Source organism: Pseudotamlana agarivorans (genome assembly GCF_001642835.1).
Classification (GTDB): Bacteria; Bacteroidota; Bacteroidia; order Flavobacteriales; family Flavobacteriaceae; genus Pseudotamlana; species Pseudotamlana agarivorans.
Genome location: NZ_LXEI01000001.1, coordinates 580,442 through 600,065, shown reverse-complemented (window position 1 = coordinate 600,065; position 19,624 = coordinate 580,442). Strand labels below are relative to the sequence as shown.

General features: G+C 35.2%; 16 protein-coding genes and 1 tRNA gene. 8 read left to right on the top strand and 9 right to left on the bottom strand.

The window, feature by feature from the left end; translation table 11 throughout:
- Nucleotides 1-82: 82 nt before the first annotated feature.
- Nucleotides 83-532: a DUF3157 family protein gene (locus tag A6I66_RS02495; protein WP_067145191.1), complete on the top strand. Its 450-nt coding sequence runs from the start codon at nucleotides 83-85 to the stop codon at nucleotides 530-532.
- A 279-nt stretch (nucleotides 533-811) separates the two neighbouring features.
- Nucleotides 812-3,292 carry a hypothetical protein gene (locus A6I66_RS02490; RefSeq protein ID WP_067145189.1) on the top strand — a complete coding sequence of 827 codons (2,481 nt, stop codon included), beginning with the start codon at nucleotides 812-814 and terminating at the stop codon, nucleotides 3,290-3,292.
- A gap of 68 nt (nucleotides 3,293-3,360) precedes the next feature.
- Here A6I66_RS02490 and A6I66_RS02485 read toward each other — a convergent pair whose 3' ends face one another.
- The 5 genes from A6I66_RS02485 to A6I66_RS02470 all read right to left on the bottom strand — a co-directional run bounded on the left by A6I66_RS02485 (nucleotide 3,361) and on the right by A6I66_RS02470 (nucleotide 9,216).
- Entirely contained in the window at nucleotides 3,361-5,604 is a 2,244-nt protein-coding gene (locus A6I66_RS02485) for a TonB-dependent receptor (protein ID WP_067145187.1), read from the bottom strand.
- Between the two features lie 379 nt (nucleotides 5,605-5,983).
- On the bottom strand, nucleotides 5,984-6,121 hold the full coding sequence (locus A6I66_RS16420) for a FeoB-associated Cys-rich membrane protein (protein WP_084399417.1): 138 nt from the start codon (nucleotides 6,119-6,121) through the stop codon (nucleotides 5,984-5,986).
- 20 nt (nucleotides 6,122-6,141) lie between these two features.
- Entirely contained in the window at nucleotides 6,142-8,241 is a 2,100-nt protein-coding gene (gene feoB / locus A6I66_RS02480) for a ferrous iron transport protein B (RefSeq protein WP_067145185.1), read from the bottom strand.
- Complete coding sequence (locus tag A6I66_RS02475; RefSeq protein WP_067145183.1) at nucleotides 8,234-8,470, bottom strand: FeoA family protein; 237 nt, start codon at nucleotides 8,468-8,470, stop codon at nucleotides 8,234-8,236. The genes feoB and A6I66_RS02475 overlap by 8 nt, the downstream gene beginning before the upstream one ends.
- Nucleotides 8,471-8,541: 71 nt before the next feature.
- On the bottom strand, nucleotides 8,542-9,216 hold the full coding sequence (locus A6I66_RS02470; RefSeq protein WP_067145181.1) for an SCO family protein: 675 nt from the start codon (nucleotides 9,214-9,216) through the stop codon (nucleotides 8,542-8,544).
- 200 nt (nucleotides 9,217-9,416) lie between these two features.
- Between A6I66_RS02470 and rseP the strand changes: the two genes are divergently transcribed.
- Entirely contained in the window at nucleotides 9,417-10,760 is a 1,344-nt protein-coding gene (gene rseP / locus A6I66_RS02465; protein WP_067145179.1) for an RIP metalloprotease RseP, read from the top strand.
- Between the two features lie 73 nt (nucleotides 10,761-10,833).
- Nucleotides 10,834-10,907: transfer RNA gene (locus tag A6I66_RS02460), tRNA-Asn, on the top strand.
- Between the two features lie 718 nt (nucleotides 10,908-11,625).
- Here A6I66_RS02460 and A6I66_RS02455 read toward each other — a convergent pair.
- Both A6I66_RS02455 and A6I66_RS02450 read right to left on the bottom strand, forming a co-directional pair.
- Nucleotides 11,626-12,129, bottom strand: a complete 504-nt coding sequence (locus tag A6I66_RS02455) for a PID-CTERM protein-sorting domain-containing protein (protein WP_067145177.1) — start codon at nucleotides 12,127-12,129, stop codon at nucleotides 11,626-11,628.
- Nucleotides 12,130-12,343: 214 nt separating this feature from the next.
- The gene (locus A6I66_RS02450; protein WP_067145175.1) at nucleotides 12,344-12,694 is read right to left on the bottom strand and encodes an arsenate reductase family protein; all 351 of its coding nucleotides are present in this window, start codon (nucleotides 12,692-12,694) and stop codon (nucleotides 12,344-12,346) included.
- Between the two features lie 57 nt (nucleotides 12,695-12,751).
- On the opposite strand from A6I66_RS02450, the gene A6I66_RS02445 reads away from it, so the two are divergent.
- Nucleotides 12,752-13,216 (top strand): DinB family protein, encoded by a 465-nt coding sequence (locus A6I66_RS02445; RefSeq protein WP_067145173.1) that lies wholly within the window; start codon nucleotides 12,752-12,754, stop codon nucleotides 13,214-13,216.
- Here the strand turns inward: A6I66_RS02445 and A6I66_RS02440 are convergent.
- Both A6I66_RS02440 and A6I66_RS02435 read right to left on the bottom strand, forming a co-directional pair.
- A complete protein-coding gene (locus A6I66_RS02440) occupies nucleotides 13,205-13,921 on the bottom strand; it encodes a DUF3298 and DUF4163 domain-containing protein (RefSeq protein WP_067145171.1) in 717 nt (238 codons plus the stop codon). The genes A6I66_RS02445 and A6I66_RS02440 overlap by 12 nt on opposite strands.
- Before the next feature lie 119 nt (nucleotides 13,922-14,040).
- Nucleotides 14,041-14,844: a THC0290_0291 family protein gene (locus A6I66_RS02435; RefSeq protein ID WP_067145169.1), complete on the bottom strand. Its 804-nt coding sequence runs from the start codon at nucleotides 14,842-14,844 to the stop codon at nucleotides 14,041-14,043.
- 198 nt (nucleotides 14,845-15,042) lie between these two features.
- On the opposite strand from A6I66_RS02435, the gene gdhA reads away from it, so the two are divergent.
- The 3 genes from gdhA (at nucleotide 15,043) to recO (ending at nucleotide 19,611) form a co-directional block, all read left to right on the top strand.
- Nucleotides 15,043-16,386 carry an NADP-specific glutamate dehydrogenase gene (gene gdhA / locus A6I66_RS02430; protein WP_067145167.1) on the top strand — a complete coding sequence of 448 codons (1,344 nt, stop codon included), beginning with the start codon at nucleotides 15,043-15,045 and terminating at the stop codon, nucleotides 16,384-16,386.
- A gap of 157 nt (nucleotides 16,387-16,543) precedes the next feature.
- Nucleotides 16,544-18,892: a type IX secretion system anionic LPS delivery protein PorZ gene (gene porZ, locus A6I66_RS02425; protein ID WP_067145620.1), complete on the top strand. Its 2,349-nt coding sequence runs from the start codon at nucleotides 16,544-16,546 to the stop codon at nucleotides 18,890-18,892.
- Nucleotides 18,892-19,611: a DNA repair protein RecO gene (recO, locus tag A6I66_RS02420; RefSeq protein WP_067145165.1), complete on the top strand. Its 720-nt coding sequence runs from the start codon at nucleotides 18,892-18,894 to the stop codon at nucleotides 19,609-19,611. The genes porZ and recO overlap by 1 nt, the downstream gene beginning before the upstream one ends.
- Nucleotides 19,612-19,624 lie beyond the last annotated feature (13 nt).

Below are 19,624 nucleotides of genomic sequence, written 5' to 3'. Positions count from 1 at the left end.
ATTTAAGCATTCTCATAAATTAGAAGACTTGATTTCTTTTGACATAATTTCTGTACTTTTGATAACCTATCACATTTTATTTATGAAAACTTACATCTTTATTTTTCTATTCAGCCTATCATTTATCGGATTTTCACAGAACAATTATATTGTAAAAACAGAAGACGGTCGACGAGTGTTGCTTAAAGCCGATTACACTTGGGAATATATTGATGCGAAAGCTCCAGAACCAAATGCTATTGAGGCGGCCGTGGCTAAAAACGAAAACACCGAGGGATGCCAAATTGCAGCCGACTACGAAGAACCTAAACTAAATTCTAAAATTCAAAGTCAACTTAAAAAGGGTAGAGCTACCATAGACCATGTTAAAGAAAAGGTCGCTAAAGATTATGATTGCCAAGCTAGTGAGGTCATCCTTTTGTGGGTTAAAGAACAAAAATCTGAAGCCGTTTACATGTTTTGTGCCAAGGGTACTAAAGTAAAGTATAAACGCGTTGGTAATTCTATTATTGAAGCAGGTAAGTTTTTCTAGTTAAACACGGTTTCATTATTAATTATATAAGTTTATAAACAAAAAAAACTCCTTTTTCGAGGAAATGTATATTATTGCCGATTAACGACATAATGATCCTAGTAGCTGTATTCTATTTACTTTAACTTTGTATTGGCCACTAAATTAAATGCCTTTTTCGTTTTTATTCATGCCGTTTTAAGGTATTACATAAAAATGCGGCACATGGTTACTGCGCAAGCCTTTGTTGTTTTAAACAATAGCTGTGCATAATTACAAGGCATTAAAACATATAACATCATGAAAAAATACTACGCCCTCATAGTTTTATTTCTAGTTTTTCAGTCTCTATTTTCACAATCGCAGCAAATTTATATTCTCGATTTTGAAACCGACCCCAGCAGTACTTCTCCGTCTATTTACACTACTAATCCTCATGAACAAATTATTGCAGGAAAAGATGAGAAAGATTATTTTGTAAGAACCAATGGTACTACAATTTCGGGAGACATATCATACACTAACCAAACAGGTCATTTTTTTGGTGCGCAAGATTTTCGTTTTTTTTCAGGGTATAGTGATAGTTTTATTGCTACTCTTACTGTGAATAATATCGATATTTCAGGATTTGAAAACTTAAAATTTAAAGTAGATTTAGCTGAACATGATAATGGGCCTTCTTGGGAAGATGATGATTTTGTATTGTTTAAATACAGTATCGACAGTCAGACCAACCAACAATTGTTGTATTTGCGTTGGGATAAATCCGGTTCAAGTGAAGGATATTTAGCTGTAGACACGGATAATGATGGAGTAGGAGAAGGCCAAAAAGTAAATGATGCTTTTAGTCCATTTAATGCCGATATTACAGGTACTGGAAGCCTTTTAACGATCACCATTGAAATTCATGTTGATTCTAGTGAAGAAGACATCGCCATAGATAACATTGAAATTTGGGGAGACCCCATAGCAGGCTATTGCTCTGGTGGTACTACAACTTGGGATGGCAGTAATTGGGTAGGAGGTACACCTGATACTGATACTGCTGTTATTGTTGATGCCGATTATTTTACCGGTACTACGGGTAGTTTTGAAGCGTGTAATTTAACCGTAACTAGTGGTAATTTATTAAGTATAGATACAAATGGAACGATAGTGGTAGAGAATGACGTTATTGTAGAAAATAATGCTTCTCTAATTGTACAATCGGGGAGCGCTTTGGTGCAGCACAACGATAATGGGTTAGTAACAAACAATGGTACCATGTCGTTCCATCGGGAAACAGCTCCGATGGATGCCTGGTACGAATACACTTATTGGAGTTCGCCTATAGTTGGTGCTCAAGTTTCAACGGCAATCCCATTTTACAATCCCAATCGTTTGTTCATTTTTAATGCTCAAAATTACAGAGACTCTACTAAAGAAGATCAAAATAACAATGCCACGATCCCTGGTCAAGACGAGATCGATGACGATGGTAACGATTGGACCCATATTGGTGACACCACCATGCAACCTGGCATAGGGTATAGTACCACAACTACCCCTGCCTATTTTAATGCCAATAATGCAGGTCCGGGCACCAAATTTGTTGCGATTTTTACAGGGGTTTTTAATAACGGCGTTTACAACGTTGATGTTTATGGAAACGATGATGAGAAAAGCGACCAAAACTGGAACTTAATAGGTAATCCTTACCCTTCGGCAATCGATTCGGATGTGTTTTTTAGTGTAAACCCTAATCTCGAAAGAGCTGTTTATTTGTGGTCGCAAAATAGTGCACCTTCTTCCTCGGCAAATGGAAACCAACAACAAAATTTTAACACTGCAGATTACGCTATAATTAATGATACCGGTGTGGTTTCAAGTGGTGGTGACACGTCTACTACACCTGTTTTAGCATCACTATCAACTTATGCAATACCCTCGGGGCAAAGCTTTTTTGTTGCTCTTAAAGATGGTGGAGGTACTGGTATAAATCAGGAGCAAATCACATTTAACAATAGTATGCGCTCCGAATTTCCTGCTGCTAACAGAGTGTTTTTTAAGGAAAGTACTTCCTCTAAAACAGTCCAAACGAAAGACAATAAAATATGGCTTAATTTACACTCCACCGATAACACATCAAACCAAATTTTGGTTGGTTACGTTCCTGGTGCAACCGATATGGATGACGGCCTGTCTTACGATGCTCATACCTACCCTGTAAATGGTTCATTACTGTATTCGACTATTCCGGGTTCAGATAAAAAATTTATTATCCAAGGAAAATACCCTGGCAGCCTTACGGTAAGTGAGGTGATCCCTTTAGGGTTTAAAAGCACCTTAGACGCGACAATTTCTTACACCATATCTATTCATAATACCGAAGGTGACTTTTTTAATAACCATGAGGTTCTTTTAATCGATAAGGCACAAACTCCAGAAATACAATGGAACTTAAATCAAAATGACTATATATTTTCTGCGCCTCAAACCGGTGAATTTAATGACCGTTTTGAAATTAGATTTGAAAAGACCCTATCGGTAGAAGATATTGAACTTGAAGATAAGGTGCGCTTAATTTCATTAGAAAACAATGTCGTGCAGTTTATCGTTCCGAAAGATTTAAAAATAGAAACTATTTCAATTTTTAATCTGCTTGGGCAGCCTCTTTATCAGCTTGAAGGCGATAGTTATTCTGAGACCTATGAGCTCCCTAATTTAAGCGCTGTTTTTATTGCTGAAATAAAACTTTCTAACGGACAAGTTTTGACTAAAAAAGGAGTGAGCAGATATTAATCGCTTTAGGTTTTGAAATAGTGTTGTTTGAAAATAAACACTGGGTTTTAACGAAAATGGAAAAGCTTTTAATTTAAAACATACCGTAAACCTAAAAATAGTCGCCTCCCTTGGTTTGGTGCATAAATATAGGTAGGGTCGAAAGTTAAGCCATAAGGGTTGACTGGTGTTACAAGGACGTCGCCGTTATTGTCATATGCTACATCATTGTCAAATGGATCATCAGCTCGAGCTATAATAAAGGGGTTTCCTTTGTTAGGCGTCCAATTCAATAAGTTTTTAACTCCACCATAAATTTCAAAGTTTTTTAAACCGTCAAATGTAAATTGAATGTTTTGGATGCTCCAAATAGGTGATTCGGGTAATCTAGGATCTAAATCCCCTAGGAGCGGCAAACGCATGGGGCCATAAATATTTCCTGTGTAATCTACCGTAGTTTGGTATTTGTAATTTTTATATGAAATACCCCAGGTTCCTGTAAAGTTTTCGGTTAGTATTTGGCGCTGTGTGACGTTGTTGTGGGTGGTGGTGACATCTTGCAGGGTTGCCCCTAAAAGGACTTTAATATCGCTTGCTAAATTGGCGTCTAAATTTATGCTAACACCTTTGCTTTCTGCTTTTCCCTCCAAATTAGAGTAAATAATTTGATTGGGGTTAGTCTCGTAGTCGGGAGCAATTAAATTAGAAAAATGGGTGTACCAAGCAGAGGCATCTAAGGTGAACATCATACCTTTTTTGCTGTAAAATTTCTGTAAATAATTTAAGTTGAAATTTACGGATTGCTCTGGGTTCAAATTTTCAGTAACAACAACATCTCTCGAGCCTGTTAGTGCCGCATGCTCCTCAGTAAATAGGTTGACAACGCGAAAACCTGTACCAGCATTGAGTCGGATAATAGCCTGGTCCGAAGGTTTAAATCGATAAGCCAATCGCGGTGTAAAAATAGAGCCATGGCGTTTATCGTAATCATAACGAGCACCTATTAACAAACTGTGTTTTCTGTGAAGTATCATTTCATCTTGAACAAAAAGTGACGGAATGACTATTTCATCGGCAGTAGTAGTAGCGGGAGTACTATCATTATAATAATTATATCGGGCTGCAAGTCCGAATAATAAATCATGACCTTTTAAAGGTTTATCCCAAATAAGCTGTGTAAAACCAATACGTTGTTTAGCAAGATATGGTGTATTGCCGTAAACGGAATTTTGATCATGGTCGGTATACGAAAATTGCAACATCATTTTCTCGGCAACAGGAAGTTGGTAGGTTCCTAGTAATTCGTAACGCGAGGTATAAATACTCTCCCCGTAAACATCATCGCCACCACGATAAGATGGATTCCATTGCATTTCACCACCCCAACGGTCTTCATAAAAGAACCGCCCTGCAAGCGAAAAAACTCTATTTTTTTTACGCTCAAAATTCCACTTTTGAAAAACCGATATTCTATTTTGAAGTGCTAAATCGGTGAAATTATCGTTGTTGTTATCAATAGGATTATTGTAGTTAAAATAATTCACCCCTAAAAGTAAATCGGTTTTACTGCCAATTTTTGCTTTAAAACCGACGTCTAAATTCCATTCCCCCCAGCCTGAAACAAAGCTATCCGCAAAAAATAAGGGGGCATTTTCGGGGCGTTTAGTGATAACGTTAATTAAACCACCAACGGCTTCACTACCATAAAGTGAGGAGGCTGGGCCTTTTACGATTTCTACCTGTTCAATAAGTGAATTTGGTATGCCCGACAAACCATAAACGGTAGACAAGCCGCTAACAATAGGCATACCGTCTATTAAAACTAAGGTGTATGGACCTTCGAGTCCGTTGATGTGAATATCTCCGGTGTTACAAACACTACAATTAATTTGTGGCCGTACACCATTCACATTTTGTAGCGATTCGAAAATATTAGGCGTTGGATTTTTCTTCAGAAAGGCAGGGCTATAAACTTCAACAGGAACAGGGCTATCCAATCTAGAAACGGCTTTTAAAGTTCCTGTAACAACCACTTCGTCCAGATCTGCAGATGTTTCTAGATTAAAATTTATCACAACATCTTCATTAGCGATCCTTATGTCTTTTGATTCAGATTTAAATCCGGTATAAGAGACAATGATGGTATAGTTTCCTGGTTTGATGTTTTTAAGGTTATAGCTGCCGTCTTCATTGGTTGTTGTGCCTTGCCGTGTGCCTTTTAAATAAACATTTGCATAGGCAAGTGGTAAGTTGTCAAATAACACATGACCCGTAATATCTTGAGCATTTATGATTATTGAAGCTAAACAAAAAAATATTATTAGATATTTCATTAAATTTAATTTGTTCAAATATAAATATATTTTTAGATAAGACTAAAAATAAAAAGTAAGAAAATAGGTAATACGCTTGAAGTAGGGTTGATATGCTCCAAACTTATGGAAGGTTAAAATTAAAAAGTGTTTAGAGTGTTATACAGAAGCCATGCTGAGATGCTTCTCGGGAATGGGTATGATTAAAAAAATAAATTGTTTGTGAAGCTTTTATAATTTATTACTTGTCATATTGAGCTTGTCGAAATATCTCTTAGCACTCATGGCAGGTAAGGGTTTTGGTATGCTAATTAGATCAGCAAAATAGTAAAAAGGAGGTTAGGTAAATTATGTCAACAGTTCTAAATGAGGTAGGTCTAACTTTTAGACGCTCACAGCCTTAATGGCAACCACAGTCATCGTTACCACCACAGCCTTTTTTAGGCTTTTTCTTTTTCCAGATGTATTTTCTAACTAAAAACACCACAGCTAAAATAAGCGCTGTAATAACCAGTATGTTTTGAATGAAGGCGTTCATGTGTTTTTAGTTAGAATTTATTATTTCAATAATTGAAAGGCTATTAAGGCTACAACATAAGCAAAAACAGACATGATTACCAGTTGTAAAACGGGCCATTTCCAAGAGTTTGTTTCTCGTTTTACAATGGCTAAAGTACTCATACATTGCATGGCGAAAGCATAAAAAAGCAATAATGAAATACCTGAAGCAAAAGTAAATAAAGGGCCTCCTAAAATAGGATTCACTTCACCAGCCATTCTATTTTTAATAGTTTCCTCGTCATCACTTCCAACGCTGTAAATGGTGGCTAAGGTGCCCACAAAAACTTCACGGGCAGCAAAGGAGCTAATAATCGCAATACCAATTTTCCAATCATAACCCAGAGGTCTTATGGCAGGCTCGATAGCACGACCCGCAATACCAATATAAGAGTGTTCTAATTTATATTGGGCTATTTTGTGTTCTAAATCTTCTTCTTCTAAATTATCCGAAGCATACTGTTCAGCGATGATGTTTTCGGCACTATTAAAATTTTCACCTGGACCATAAGATGCTAAAAACCATAGGACAATAGAAATGGCTAAAATGATTTTACCAGCACCAAAAATAAAGGCCTTGGTTTTTTCAACCACCGTATAAAAAACATTTTTAAATAAAGGTAATTTGTAATTAGGCATTTCAATCACAAAAAACGATTTGCTTTTTATTTTAAGGATTCTGTTTAATATATAAGCCGAACCGACAGCTGTTCCAAAACCTAGTAAATAAAGTAGCATTAAGGTAAGGGCTTGATAGCTGAAGCCTAGAAAGCTACCGTCTGGAATGACCAATGCAATAATAATTAGGTAAACCGGCAATCTGGCCGAACAGGTTGTAAAAGGCGTTACTAAAATAGTGATAAGGCGCTCTTTCCAGCTTTCAATATTTCTTGTAGCCATAACTGCTGGAATGGCACAGGCTGTTCCAGAAATTAACGGGACAACACTTTTTCCGCTTAGTCCAAAACGACGCATAACGCGATCCATTAAAAATACCACACGACTCATATAACCACTTTCTTCCAAAATGGCTAAAAAGAGAAATAAGAAAGCGATTTGTGGAATAAATATAACAATACCGCCTAAGCCAGGAATAATACCTTCAGAAAGTAAATCTGTAAAAGCTCCCGAAGGCAGATGGTCTTTTGTCCATTCACTTAAAAAAGCGAAAGCCGAATCAATCATATCCATAGGGACTGTAGCCCAGTCGTAAATAGATTGAAATAAAGCCATTAATATGATAAAGAAAATCACGTAACCCCATACTTTGTGTGTTAATACACGGTCTAGTTTGGAACGTAAATCTTTAGCTTGAGTAGCATCAATAGTTTGTCCCTTTTTAAGAACGTTGTTTATATATTGATAGCGCTTAATGGTTTCCTTTTGCTGAAGACGTTTTAAGTCGCCCTCACTTTTTGTTTTAAAATCTGCAACAGCATCAAACTCTTTGCGGTCAGTTTTACCGAAGTTTACATCTTGCGTAATAACAAGCCAAAGCTTGTATAATAACTGATTCGGAAAAGCTTTGCGTAAGTTTTCAAAGTAGTTAGCATCAATTTGAGCGATGTCTAAACAGGGTTCAGAAGGCACCTCTTTGTAGTTTGCAATAAGCTCTTTTAGTGTGTCAATCCCAATTTTTTTTCTGGTACTTGTAAGGGCTATTTTTGTTTGTAGTTGTTCTTCTAAATATGCAATATCTAAAGAAATCCCTTTATAACTCATTCTATCGGCCATGTTTATGACCAGTAGCGTTGGGATTTTAAGGTCTTTTATTTGTGTAAAAATTAAAAGGTTACGTTTTAAATTTTCTACATCGGTAACAACCACAGCAATATCTGGAAAATCTTTATCGTTCTGGTTTAACAGCAATTCAATAACCACACTTTCATCAAGTGATGACGCGTTTAAACTGTAAGTTCCAGGTAAATCAATAATATGCGCTTTAAGGCCTCGTGGTAGCTTGCAAACACCTTCTTTTTTTTCAACCGTAATGCCTGGGTAGTTTCCAACCTTTTGGTTTAATCCTGTTAAGGCATTAAAAACCGAGGTTTTCCCTGTATTCGGATTACCTATTAGAGCTACATTAATCTGTTTACTCATGCCTTACCTTTTCAATTAATATGTGGGTTGCAGTTTCCTTTCTAATAGCAAGATGCGATCCATTTATGTTTAAATACATAGGGTCGTGAAAAGGCGCTAGCTGTACTAACTGTACGGTGTTACCAGGTAGGCAGCCCATTTCTAAAAGTTTTAGAGGAATATGAACGGAAGACACATCGGTAATGATGGCACTTTCACCGTGTTCTAATTGTGCTAAAGTATCTTGCAATGCTATTTAGATTGATTTTAAAGAAGCAAAAATAGCTTAAATTTATAGTCTAAAAAAATTAAGAAGAAAAACTATTGTAAGTATTCTTCTTTAAGAATATTAATATCTTTAAGTAGTCGCTCAATATCTTCAGGGTTGGTGCCATCATAAAACCCTCTAATTTGACGCTTCTTATCGATTAACATAAAGTTTTCGGTGTGAATCATATCAAAAGGGCCACCATCGCCGTCATCTTTTACGGCCAAATAACTTTTTCTGGCCAATTCGTAAATCTGTTTTTTATCACCTGTAACTAAATTCCATTTCTTGTCGTTTACGCCTTTTTTAATGGCATATCGTTTTAACTGCGCAACGGTATCGATTTCTGGAGTAACCGAATGTGAAAGCAGCATAACATCATCATCATTTAATATGTCTTTTTGAATACGAGCCATGTTTTTGGTCATAATCGGACAAATAGTAGGGCATGTCGTGAAGAAGAAATCGGCAACATAAATTTTGTCTTTGTAGTCTTCCTGGGTAATAGTTTTACCGTTTTGATTCGTTAGGCTAAAATCAGCAATCTTATGGTATTTCTTTTTGTAATGAAGCGTGCTGTCAACCAATTCAGGTTGTACCATGGTAGGTTGGTATATAGGTAGGGGTTGGTATACGTTTAGAGTATTATATATGATTGAAACAATAATAATGGAAACAATCATGAAAACAATGGCGAAAATTTTGTAATCCTTAAAAAATGATAACATAAAGATTGTTATGAAAATTAGATGCCTGCAAAAATACGATGATTCTCTTGTGTCTAAAAATATAATAGATAAGAAATCCCCTTGCTTGGTATGGTTTACATATAAAATGATGTTAAATCGTATGGCTTTGTTTATTTGTTTTCCCAAAGTTGGTTTAAAACCTTACTTTTGCACGATTATAAAAAATGTTAGACTATCATATGGATTTTGTTATAAAGATTTCTCAGTTTTTACTAAGCCTTTCGTTGCTCATTATTTTGCACGAATTGGGACATTTTATTCCTGCAAAGCTGTTTAAAACTCGTGTTGAAAAATTTTATTTGTTTTTTGATGTGAAGTTTTCACTATTCAAAAAGAAAATAGGGGATACGGTTTATGGGATTGGATGGTTACCTCTTGGCGGATATGTAAAAATATCGGGAATGATAGACGAGAGTATGGATACCGAGCAAATGGCCAAAGAGCCCCAGCCTTGGGAATTTCGTTCGAAACCAGCTTGGCAACGCTTAATTATTATGCTTGGTGGGGTTACGGTGAATTTTTTATTAGCCATTGTGATATATATAGGTATTAGCTTCTTTTATGGAGACACCTTTTTACCGGTAGAAAATATTAACGACGGACTTCTAGTACAAAGTTCTGTGGCTAACAAGGCTGGACTGCATACCGGAGACAAAATCATTGCTGTTGATGGTGAAAAAATTGAAAAATTCTCAGACATCTCAGAAAAGGTGCTTTTTGGTCATGAGATTAAAATAGAACGCGACGGTACACCATCTACCGTAACCATGCCTGTAGATTTTTTATCTCAGTTAATGGATGCCAAGGAAAAAGGATTCATTAGTTTAAGACAACCTTTTGTGGTGGTTCAAGTGCAAGATAGCTCTGCAAATTATTCGAGCGGCTTAAAAAAAGGCGATATCATTGTGGGGATGAATAATCAAGCTACAAAATATGCCGATCAAGTTATGGCGTCATTAGAAACATTGAAGGGGCAAGATATTACTGCAACAGTAAAACGCGAGGATCAAGAAATTTCTTTACCACTTAAAGTGAGTTCTGAAGGAAAGCTTGGCGTAGTTTTAGGCGCTAGTACACCAAAAACTTTAGAGGCTTTAGGATATTATAAGTTTGATGTTAAAGATTATGGTTTCTTCGAGTCTATTCCAGTTGGTGTTACAAAGGCAAAGGATAAAGTAGTGTCTTACTGGGATCAGTTAGGAGCTATTTTTTCACCTAGTACAGGTGCTTATAAAGGTGTAGGTGGGTTTAAAGCTATTTACGATATATTTCCTAGCACTTGGAGCTGGGAGTACTTTTGGAGCATTACAGCCTTTTTATCTATTATGCTTGGTGTTTTAAATTTATTACCTATTCCTGCTTTAGACGGCGGACATGTAATGTTTTTACTATATGAAATGATCTCTGGAAGAAAGCCTGGCGACAAATTTATGGAGTATGCTCAGATGGTTGGATTCTTCCTTTTAATAGCTTTAGTACTCTTTGCAAATGGTAATGATATTTATAAAGCATTATTTGAATAAAATTTTTTTAAAAAATGTTTGCAGAAACTAAAAAAGCTTTTATATTTGCACTCGCTAAGCAAAACAGCAACACTCCTTCTTAGCTCAGTTGGTTAGAGCATCTGACTGTTAATCAGAGGGTCCTTGGTTCGAGCCCAAGAGAAGGAGCAGCAAAAACCCGATACGAAAGTATTGGGTTTTTTTGTGGATTAAATTGGGTGAGAAGTTTATGCTGAGCGAAGACGAAGTAAGCCCAAGAGAAGGAGTTTAGTATTAGAAAGCCTTTACAGAAATGTAGAGGCTTTTTTTATGGATTCAGTTCTGCCTTGTGATTATGATATTCTAAACTATATGGATGTTCTTAAAAATACATATCTAGCCATGTCTATGGGGAAAACATCTTATAAGATGTGTTATCCATTTTGATAAAAACATATGTTTTTTACTTATGAACAAGGGTCAGGGATTTATAGAAACTCTTTAAAGTTTTAAATAGTTGATGCCTTAGGATTGGTAAGTAACATGAAAACTCATAAAAAAAAGATTGTAGGGATCCTATTTTTATTTGGATTCAGTCATATTTGTTTGAGGGCTAAAATTTCTATTTAGTAGTCTATGACAATATTGATCACTAGTGAGATGAGTATTTCTTGTCTAGTGAGGAAACATAATTTTAATTTAACCTGATATCAGCTATAGAGCAATTGGATATTCTAAAATGGTTTAACATATAAAAAGAGTCGCTGCTTACAAGGGCTGTTATAAATTGCTGAGGAAATACCGAAGCAGATATAAAAAAGTATATAGAATTTTATAAATAGGGTAAAAGAAAAAGGCTTTTCCTAGGAAAAGCCTTTTTGATAATGGAATTTAACTCTTTAAAGTGTTAAATTTTGTCATTTTTTTCTTTGCGTATTTTTTTAATACCAAGAGCTACTGCGCCTAGAGCTAAAAGGCTTAAGCCACCATCTATAGGGACACTAGGTGGTGAATCAGGCGGTGTATTGTTGCCGCCACAGCTACACTTACCATAGTGTGGGCATCCGTTATTTTTTTTGTCTTTGTCTTTTCCGCCAAAGCCGTTGTCTCTTCCACCGTAACCTTTGTTTTTTCCGCCGTAACCTTTGCTACCACCGTAACCTTTGTTACTTCCACTATAACCTTTGTCTCTTTTACTGAAGTCTTTGTCTTTTCGGTCATCTTTGTCGCCACCAATAACTGCAGTTAGTGCTATAGGGGAGATATGTAAGCCTAGTGTGCTTAAATTAGAATCTAAAGGGGCTGAACTCATTATAGTAGTGGTTGCATGCGTTTTTGTTGAAATTGAAAAAGCAAGCATTATCGCAAACATATTAATGAGTCCAAAAACTGATTTTGTTTTATATTTCATCTTGTTAATGTTTAAAATTAATAATAGCGTATATAAAGGTAATCAGGAATTCAATGCAGAATCTTTTTTGGTTCAAGTTTTCGATATAGCGTGCTTTTTTTACTTTGAAACACATGGTTGTACAAAATTTATCGACAAACGGAAAGACCTAATAATTAAGTAGTTATATTGTTATTTATTGGTTTTTTTAAAAAATAAGACAAACCGTTGATTTTTAAAGTTGTAACGACTTTATTTCTGCTATTGTTTTCTTTGAATTTCCAATAAAAATAGAATCATCAATAATAATTACAGGACGACTTAAAAAAGTATAGTGATCTAAAAGGTAGTGTTTGAAGTCGCGTTCTTTTAGATTTTGATTTTTTAAATCCATCTCTTTGTAAAGCTTTGCTCTTTTGCTAAATAAAGCTTCATAACTTCCAGAAAGCGTTTTCATTTGGTCTAATTGATCAGCTGTTAAAGGCTCAGTCTTTATGTCTTGCAGAATGAAATCTGAAGGTAAATTTAGCTCTTTTAATATGCGTATACAGGTGCTACAAGTCTTTAGGTAATATACTTTTTTCATAAATTAAGATTTTTGGTAAAACAAATTAAAAGTATATTTATCGAAAAATAAATTAAAATGGATTTTACCTTTGAGGTTTTAACGAATACCAGGAATATATTTAAAGGTATTATGGAAACATATTCCTTAAACGATTTAAATAAAATTCCTGAAGAGTTTAACAATAATATCATTTGGAATATCGCTCATAGTGTAGTGACACAGCAAATGTTATGTTACAGGCTTTCGGGATTAGAAGTCGCAATACCAACACATCTTATCGATAAGTATAGAAAAGGTACCAAGCCTGAAAGCGCTATAAGCTTGGATGAACTTCATGAGATAAAAAACTTATTGAATTCTAGTATAGAAAAAACGCAGAAAGATTATAATCAGGGTGTTTTTAAAGCCTATACCGAGTATACAGTATCTACAACTGGGAATACGCTAAGCCGAATAGAGGATGCTTTGCAATTTGCGGTGATACATGAGGGTATTCATTATGGTTATATATTAGCTCTAATGAAAGCTTTAAAAAAGTAAATAAGACTCAATTTCGTTGTAAGGCACTTTAAATTCGATTATGCCTTCAGAATAGGCAGCGATTTCAAACGTGTTGTATAAAAAAACAAGACCTTCTTCTGTATAAGCCATATTTGAAGGTAATATAAATTGGTCCTGATTTAAAAGTATGCTTTTGTCTTCAATTGTTTTTTTGTAATAGGGTTCTGCAATTTTTTTTACGGCGTCTATATCGCTAAAAAGCGTTTTGTTGGCTATTAATTGGCCATTTTCAGCATTAAAATTCAGGAAAGTAATTTTTAAATTTCCATGGGCGCCACCTGTATTGGTATATGAGGTAATGGCTATACTGATAATTGTTTTCGATTGATATAGTACCTCGCCGTCAATTTGAGCCTCCCAAATTTGGGGGCTTTCAGGAAAATCTCTTTTCAAAGATTCGAATTCGTTTATAAAAGTGGTGACACTTTCATTAATAGATTTTGCCTGTATATTTTCGTTATCTATTGATCCTAGTTGAATGGAGGAAATAACGTTTTGCTCTATGGTTTGGTTAATGAGATGAGCAACTGACTCTTTGCCGGAAGCTTTTGGGATGTTTATTTCAACGATACTGTTGTTTTTTGGTGAGATGTGTTCTTCCGAAAAGCTAATATTAAATTCCTTATCACAAGATAAGCATAACAGTACTGTTAAGTAAATGAATAGGTGTTTGAAATTACGCATAGTTTGTGTGAGGAGTTTTTCATAATTGTAGGTATGGCTTATAATACCTCAATATTTAAGTTTTATTGAAAAAGCGTAGGGTAGAAAAAAGAACTGGGGCGATAAAGTTAAAAATTCGTCTAGTTGAGATAAAATATATACCCTAAACTTAGCCAAATTAAACTATCGTTATTCTTGTTAGACGGTAAGTTGTGATCTAAACCATCAACCTTATCATCCATAAAAAATTGCCATCTAAAGTCTAGCATTAAATCTGAAACTCGAGACAGTTTATATCTAACACCAACATTACTTACAACAGCCCAGCTGCTTCCAGGTGAAGCATCGACAGACCCTGGAGCCCATCCTGAGTAGAAGTTGCTTGGGTCGGTAACATCGCCGATAGCATTGGGGTCGGGATTGTTGTATGTTGTTTTTACTTCAGGTGAGTGATAGGTGTATTGAATTCCTAGGCTTATAAATGGAGTGAATCTATAAGCATAAGCTTGAAAATCTCTAATGCTTAAAGGGTAGTACTCGAGTTGGGTTCCTATATTATAATTTTTAGCCAAACCAGTATGTGCACGAAGTTTATCGGCATCAGGGCTTGTTAATGAAGGGTCAACCCATTCTCCATGATGTTCTAGATGAGTTCTATTATAGGAAATTTCACTACGCAGCTTAAAGTGGTCATTAAAATAATTATCGGCAGTATAGCAATTACAGTCTGCTTTTAACGTGAAATTCATATAATGAACAAGTCCAATACCAAATCCTGAATTTTTGAAATTATTTGAGAAATTTTCACGCTCTCCGAAGTCTGAACGCATCTCCACATAACCTACCACAAGGCCTAATTCATGTGAGAAACCTGACTGTGCACCAAGGGATTGTATCAAAGCAAAAAAACAAAAAACAATCGTTACATTTTTTGGTTTTATCATAAAAGCTTGTTTTTAGTCAGGTTATTTATATAACAAATATATAAAAACACTTACTGAAAACAAATAATATAAATTTTCTAAATTTTTGAAAAAAAATAACTGTTGAAGAATTTAAAATAAAAGCGATATTTTTTTGAAGATAATGTATATTTGTTTTAAAATACTAATTATATAATAATTTAAAATATTTATTGTGCTATGAAAAGTAAGATTGATGCTTTTTTAGATTTAGTAAAGGAAAGAAATGGCAACGAGCCAGAGTTTCTTCAAGCTGTAGAAGAAGTTGCTGAAACAGTTATTCCTTATGTTGTTGAAAATGACATATATTATGGTAAAAACATTTTGCTTCGAATGGTCGAGCCAGAGCGTGTTATCATGTTTAGAGTGTGTTGGGTTGATGATGACGGGGAAATTCAAGTTAATAGAGGGTATCGTATACAAATGAACTCGGCTATAGGACCTTATAAAGGTGGGTTACGTTTCCATCCTACAGTTAATTTAAGTATTTTAAAATTTTTGGCCTTCGAGCAGGTTTTTAAAAATAGTTTAACAACACTTCCAATGGGTGGTGGAAAAGGAGGTAGTGATTTTGACCCAAAAGGTAAAAGTGATAATGAAATCATGAGGTTCTGCCATGCGTTTATGGGTGAGTTGTTTAGACATATTGGTCATAATACCGATGTGCCTGCCGGCGATATTGGTGTAGGAGCAAGAGAGGTAGGGTATTTGTTTGGTATGTATAAAAAAATTAGTAATGGCTTTACAGGGGTGCTAACAGGAAAAGGTATGTCTTGGGGCGGCTCTTTAATTAGACCTGAAGCTACTGGTTACGGTACTGTGTATTTTGCTCAGAAAATGTTAGAAACTAAAGGTTGGGACATTGCTGGAAAATCATGTGTCATTTCCGGGTCAGGAAATGTTGCGCAGTATGCTGCAGAAAAAGTACTTCAACTGGGAGGAAAAGTGCTAACTATGTCTGACTCTTCTGGTTATATTTATGATGCCGATGGCATTGATACCAAAAAGTTAGCACATATTATGGAGCTTAAAAATGTTAAAAGGGCTCGTATTAAAGCGTATTTGGAGGCTTATCCTCACGCTAAATTTGTGCCAGGAAAAACCCCTTGGGAGGTTAAATGTGATGTTGCATTACCATGTGCAACTCAAAATGAGCTTCATGAAAATGATGCAGAAATATTGCTTAAAAATGGTTGTGTTTGCGTGGCTGAAGGTGCAAATATGCCTTCAACCAAAGGGGCTATAGCAGCTTTCCATAAAGCGAAAATTTTATTTGCTCCGGGGAAAGCTTCTAATGCTGGGGGTGTGGCTACCTCTGGTTTGGAAATGACGCAAAATTCGCTTCGTTTTAAATGGACTCGTGATGAAGTAGATAATAAATTAAAAGATATTATGACGGATATTCATAAATCTTGTATTGAGTACGGCACAGATAAAGATGGCTATGTCGATTATGTAAGAGGTGCCAATATTGCTGGTTTCGTAAAGGTTGCCGATGCTATGTTAGCTCAAGGTATTGTTTAATAGAAATTAAATGTATAGAAAAGCTCCCTGTTTTGGGAGCTTTTTTTGTTTGATAGAGTCTTATTGCTTTAAATTTCAGTTTATTGAGGATATGTATATTTTTTTAAAGCAAAACTCGTTAGATATAAATATATTTGAAATTCAAAATTTTAGCATATTGAAAAAAAACATTCTAATTATTTGTTGTTTTCTACCGTTCACGTTGTTTTCTCAAGATTTTTCGGGATCGTGGAATGGGTATTTTTCATATAATAACATTAAGGCCGTAACGCGCGGACATAACAAAATTTTTGCGGCTTCAGATAATGCTATTTTTGTTAGTGATCAAACTACGGGGGACATAGATGAAATAACCACGGTAAACGGATTGTCTGGTGAATTCATTTCATCAATTTACTATAATGAAGAATACGAATTGTTAATGATAGGCTACCAAACAGGTTTAATAGAGATTGTTTTAGATGATGGGGCTAGAGTATTAAGTATCGTTGATATTCTGGACAAAGCAACTATTGCTCCTACACAAAAGCAAATAAATCATTTTAATGCCCATAATAATTTACTGTATATCGCAACAAACTATGGAATTTCGGTTTTTAATATGGAACGGTTAGAGTTTGGAGATAGTTATTTTATAGGTCCCAATGGTTCGCAAATTCCAGTAACCGAAACTACCGTATATGATAATTATATATACGCATCCTGTTTAGATAATAATGGATTAAAACGGGCTAACGTATCAAGTACTAATTTGATTGATTATCAAAATTGGATAACCATAACCACCGGGAGTTGGGTGGGTGTAGAAACCCACGGGAATACTTTATATGCTGCCAATACCAATAGAAAATTGTTTCAGGTAATTAACGAAACGTCAATTAGTGAAGTTGCGACATATAGCAGTGTGCCCTTGGACTTAGAGTCGGTTGAAGATAATCTAATGGTAACCACTCAAAATCAGGTATTTGTTTACGATTCTAATTTTAATGAAATTGCTCAAGTAAGCGCAGTTCCAGAATTTAATACAAAGTATACAGCAGGAATTTTAGACGCTAATTTTATTTATATTGGCACCGAAAATTTTGGCATACTAAAAACGCCAATTCTTAATCCTACAGTTTTTGAAGAAGTGCATCCCGATGGCCCTTTAATGAATATTCCTTTTTCAGTTGAAGCTAGTGTCGATGGGGTTTGGGTAAGTTTTGGTGAATACGATTTATTTTACAATCCATATCCTTTAAACAACAGGGGGTTTAGTCATTTAAAATATGATAATTGGATTAATACACCTTATAGTGATGTTTTTGAAGCCAAATGTTTAAATGCGATTGCTGTTAATCCTTCAAAAAGTAATCAGGCTTATATTAGTTCGTTTTTTAGTGGTTTATTGGAAGTTGATGATGATGTTTCAACTATTTTATATAATGAAACAAATAGTGGATTGGAGTCTTTAGTTTTGCCAAACGATCCAAACCATGTAGATATTAGGGTGGGGCCTTCAGAATTTGATGACGACGGTCTTCTATGGACTTTAACAAGTCTTGTTGATCGTCCGCTTAAATCCTATAATCTTAGCAATAACCAGTGGAAAGCTTATGATTTCACAGCCGTAATTGGCGATGGTTTTTCGGGAGGAAACTTAGGTTATGCCGATTTGGTTATTGGTTCGGATGGTACCAAATGGATAGCCAGTTTTCGATTTGGTTTGATTGGTTTTCAAGAAGAAGGAAATAGTCAACTTTTAAAGGGTGTGTATACCGCTGAGCAAAATATGCCTTCTACAGCAGCCACAGCTTTAGCCTTGGATCAAAGAAATCAATTGTGGATTGGGACCTCTAGAGGTTTAAGGGTGCTTTATAATACGTCTAATTTTTTCAGTGAAAATGTTAGTGTCGATGAAATTATTATCGAAGAAGATGGTGTTGCCAAGGAGTTATTGTTTGAACAAAATATAACAGATATAGAAGTGGATGGTTCTAATAATAAATGGGTAGCTACTTCCGATGCTGGATTGTTTTATTTTTCGCCAGATGGGCAAAATACCATTTTTCATTTCACAAAAACCAATTCCCCTTTGCCTTCCAATACGGTGTTAGATGTGTCTATTGATGGCAATAAAGGTATTGTTTATATCGCTACCGAGAAAGGCTTGGTATCCTTTCTGTCAGGAGGGTCTAATCCTATTGAAAATTTAGAAAAAGCTTTTGTGTATCCAAATCCTGTGCGACCGGAATTTGATATGTTTGACAAAAAGGTGAAAATTAAAGATATTTCTGAAAACGTGAATATTAAAATTACCGATATTGAAGGAAACTTGGTCGCTGAAGCACAATCTAAAACCAATCAGCGTTACAGTGGTTATAATTTAGAAATTGACGGAGGGACAGCGTATTGGAACGGAAAAAATCTAGCAAATAATACCGTAGCTTCAGGCGTGTACCTGGTGATGTTAGCCGATTTAGATACCTTTGAAACCAAGGTTATTAAACTCATGGTTGTACGCTAATGTTACTCACTACTCATGCTATTGTATTATCTAAGTTAAAGTATAGAGATCACGATTTAATCGTAAAATGCTATACGCAGCAAAAGGGTGTTGTGAGCTTTTTATTAAGAGGGATTTTAAAAAGTAAAAAGACCCAAAATAAAGCTGCTTATTTTCAGCCCTTATCTCAAATTCAAATTGTGGTAGATTACAAGGAGAAACGTTCCTTGCAAACCATAAAAGACACTAAACTTAATGTTATTTACTCCAGCTTGCATACGCATGTATTAAAAAGCGCTATAGTTTTGTTTTTGTCGGAGGTCTTATCCAATACTTTGCATGAAGAAGAACAAGATGAAACCCTTTATAGTTATTTAGAAAACACCTTATTGTGGTTAGATGGCCAGTCGGAATATGCTAATTTTCATCTCCTGTTCCTATTAAAACTAACCAAATACTTAGGGTTTTATCCCGATATAACGGACATAGATTTCCCAAATTTTAATTTAAATGAAGGTAAATTTGAGTTAAAACCGGTTTACAGAAATAACATTTCTGGACCAAATTTAATTCTGTTGAAACAGCTATTAGGTGCCTCCTTTGATACCTTACCAGATATAAAAATTAATTCCAAGCAAAGGCAGTCATTTTTAAGTATGATGCTGCTTTATTTTGAATTGCACTTAGGGAGTTTTAGAGCTCCTAAATCTTTACAAGTGTTTAATCAGGTTTTCAGTTAGTCATAGCGTTTTG

Bases quoted from the DNA above. Each gene is read 5' to 3' on its own strand.
- A6I66_RS02495 (WP_067145191.1), top strand. From the start codon at position 83: ATGAAAACTTACATCTTTATTTTTCTATTCAGCCTATCATTTATCGGA.
- A6I66_RS02490 (WP_067145189.1), top strand. From the start codon at position 812: ATGAAAAAATACTACGCCCTCATAGTTTTATTTCTAGTTTTTCAGTCT.
- A6I66_RS02485 (WP_067145187.1), bottom strand. From the start codon at position 5,604: ATGAAATATCTAATAATATTTTTTTGTTTAGCTTCAATAATCATAAAT.
- A6I66_RS16420 (WP_084399417.1), bottom strand. From the start codon at position 6,121: ATGAACGCCTTCATTCAAAACATACTGGTTATTACAGCGCTTATTTTA.
- feoB (WP_067145185.1), bottom strand. From the start codon at position 8,241: ATGAGTAAACAGATTAATGTAGCTCTAATAGGTAATCCGAATACAGGG.
- A6I66_RS02470 (WP_067145181.1), bottom strand. From the start codon at position 9,216: ATGTTATCATTTTTTAAGGATTACAAAATTTTCGCCATTGTTTTCATG.
- rseP (WP_067145179.1), top strand. From the start codon at position 9,417: ATGGATTTTGTTATAAAGATTTCTCAGTTTTTACTAAGCCTTTCGTTG.
- A6I66_RS02455 (WP_067145177.1), bottom strand. From the start codon at position 12,129: ATGAAATATAAAACAAAATCAGTTTTTGGACTCATTAATATGTTTGCG.
- A6I66_RS02450 (WP_067145175.1), bottom strand. From the start codon at position 12,694: ATGAAAAAAGTATATTACCTAAAGACTTGTAGCACCTGTATACGCATA.
- A6I66_RS02445 (WP_067145173.1), top strand. From the start codon at position 12,752: ATGGATTTTACCTTTGAGGTTTTAACGAATACCAGGAATATATTTAAA.
- A6I66_RS02440 (WP_067145171.1), bottom strand. From the start codon at position 13,921: ATGCGTAATTTCAAACACCTATTCATTTACTTAACAGTACTGTTATGC.
- A6I66_RS02435 (WP_067145169.1), bottom strand. From the start codon at position 14,844: ATGATAAAACCAAAAAATGTAACGATTGTTTTTTGTTTTTTTGCTTTG.
- gdhA (WP_067145167.1), top strand. From the start codon at position 15,043: ATGAAAAGTAAGATTGATGCTTTTTTAGATTTAGTAAAGGAAAGAAAT.
- recO (WP_067145165.1), top strand. From the start codon at position 18,892: ATGTTACTCACTACTCATGCTATTGTATTATCTAAGTTAAAGTATAGA.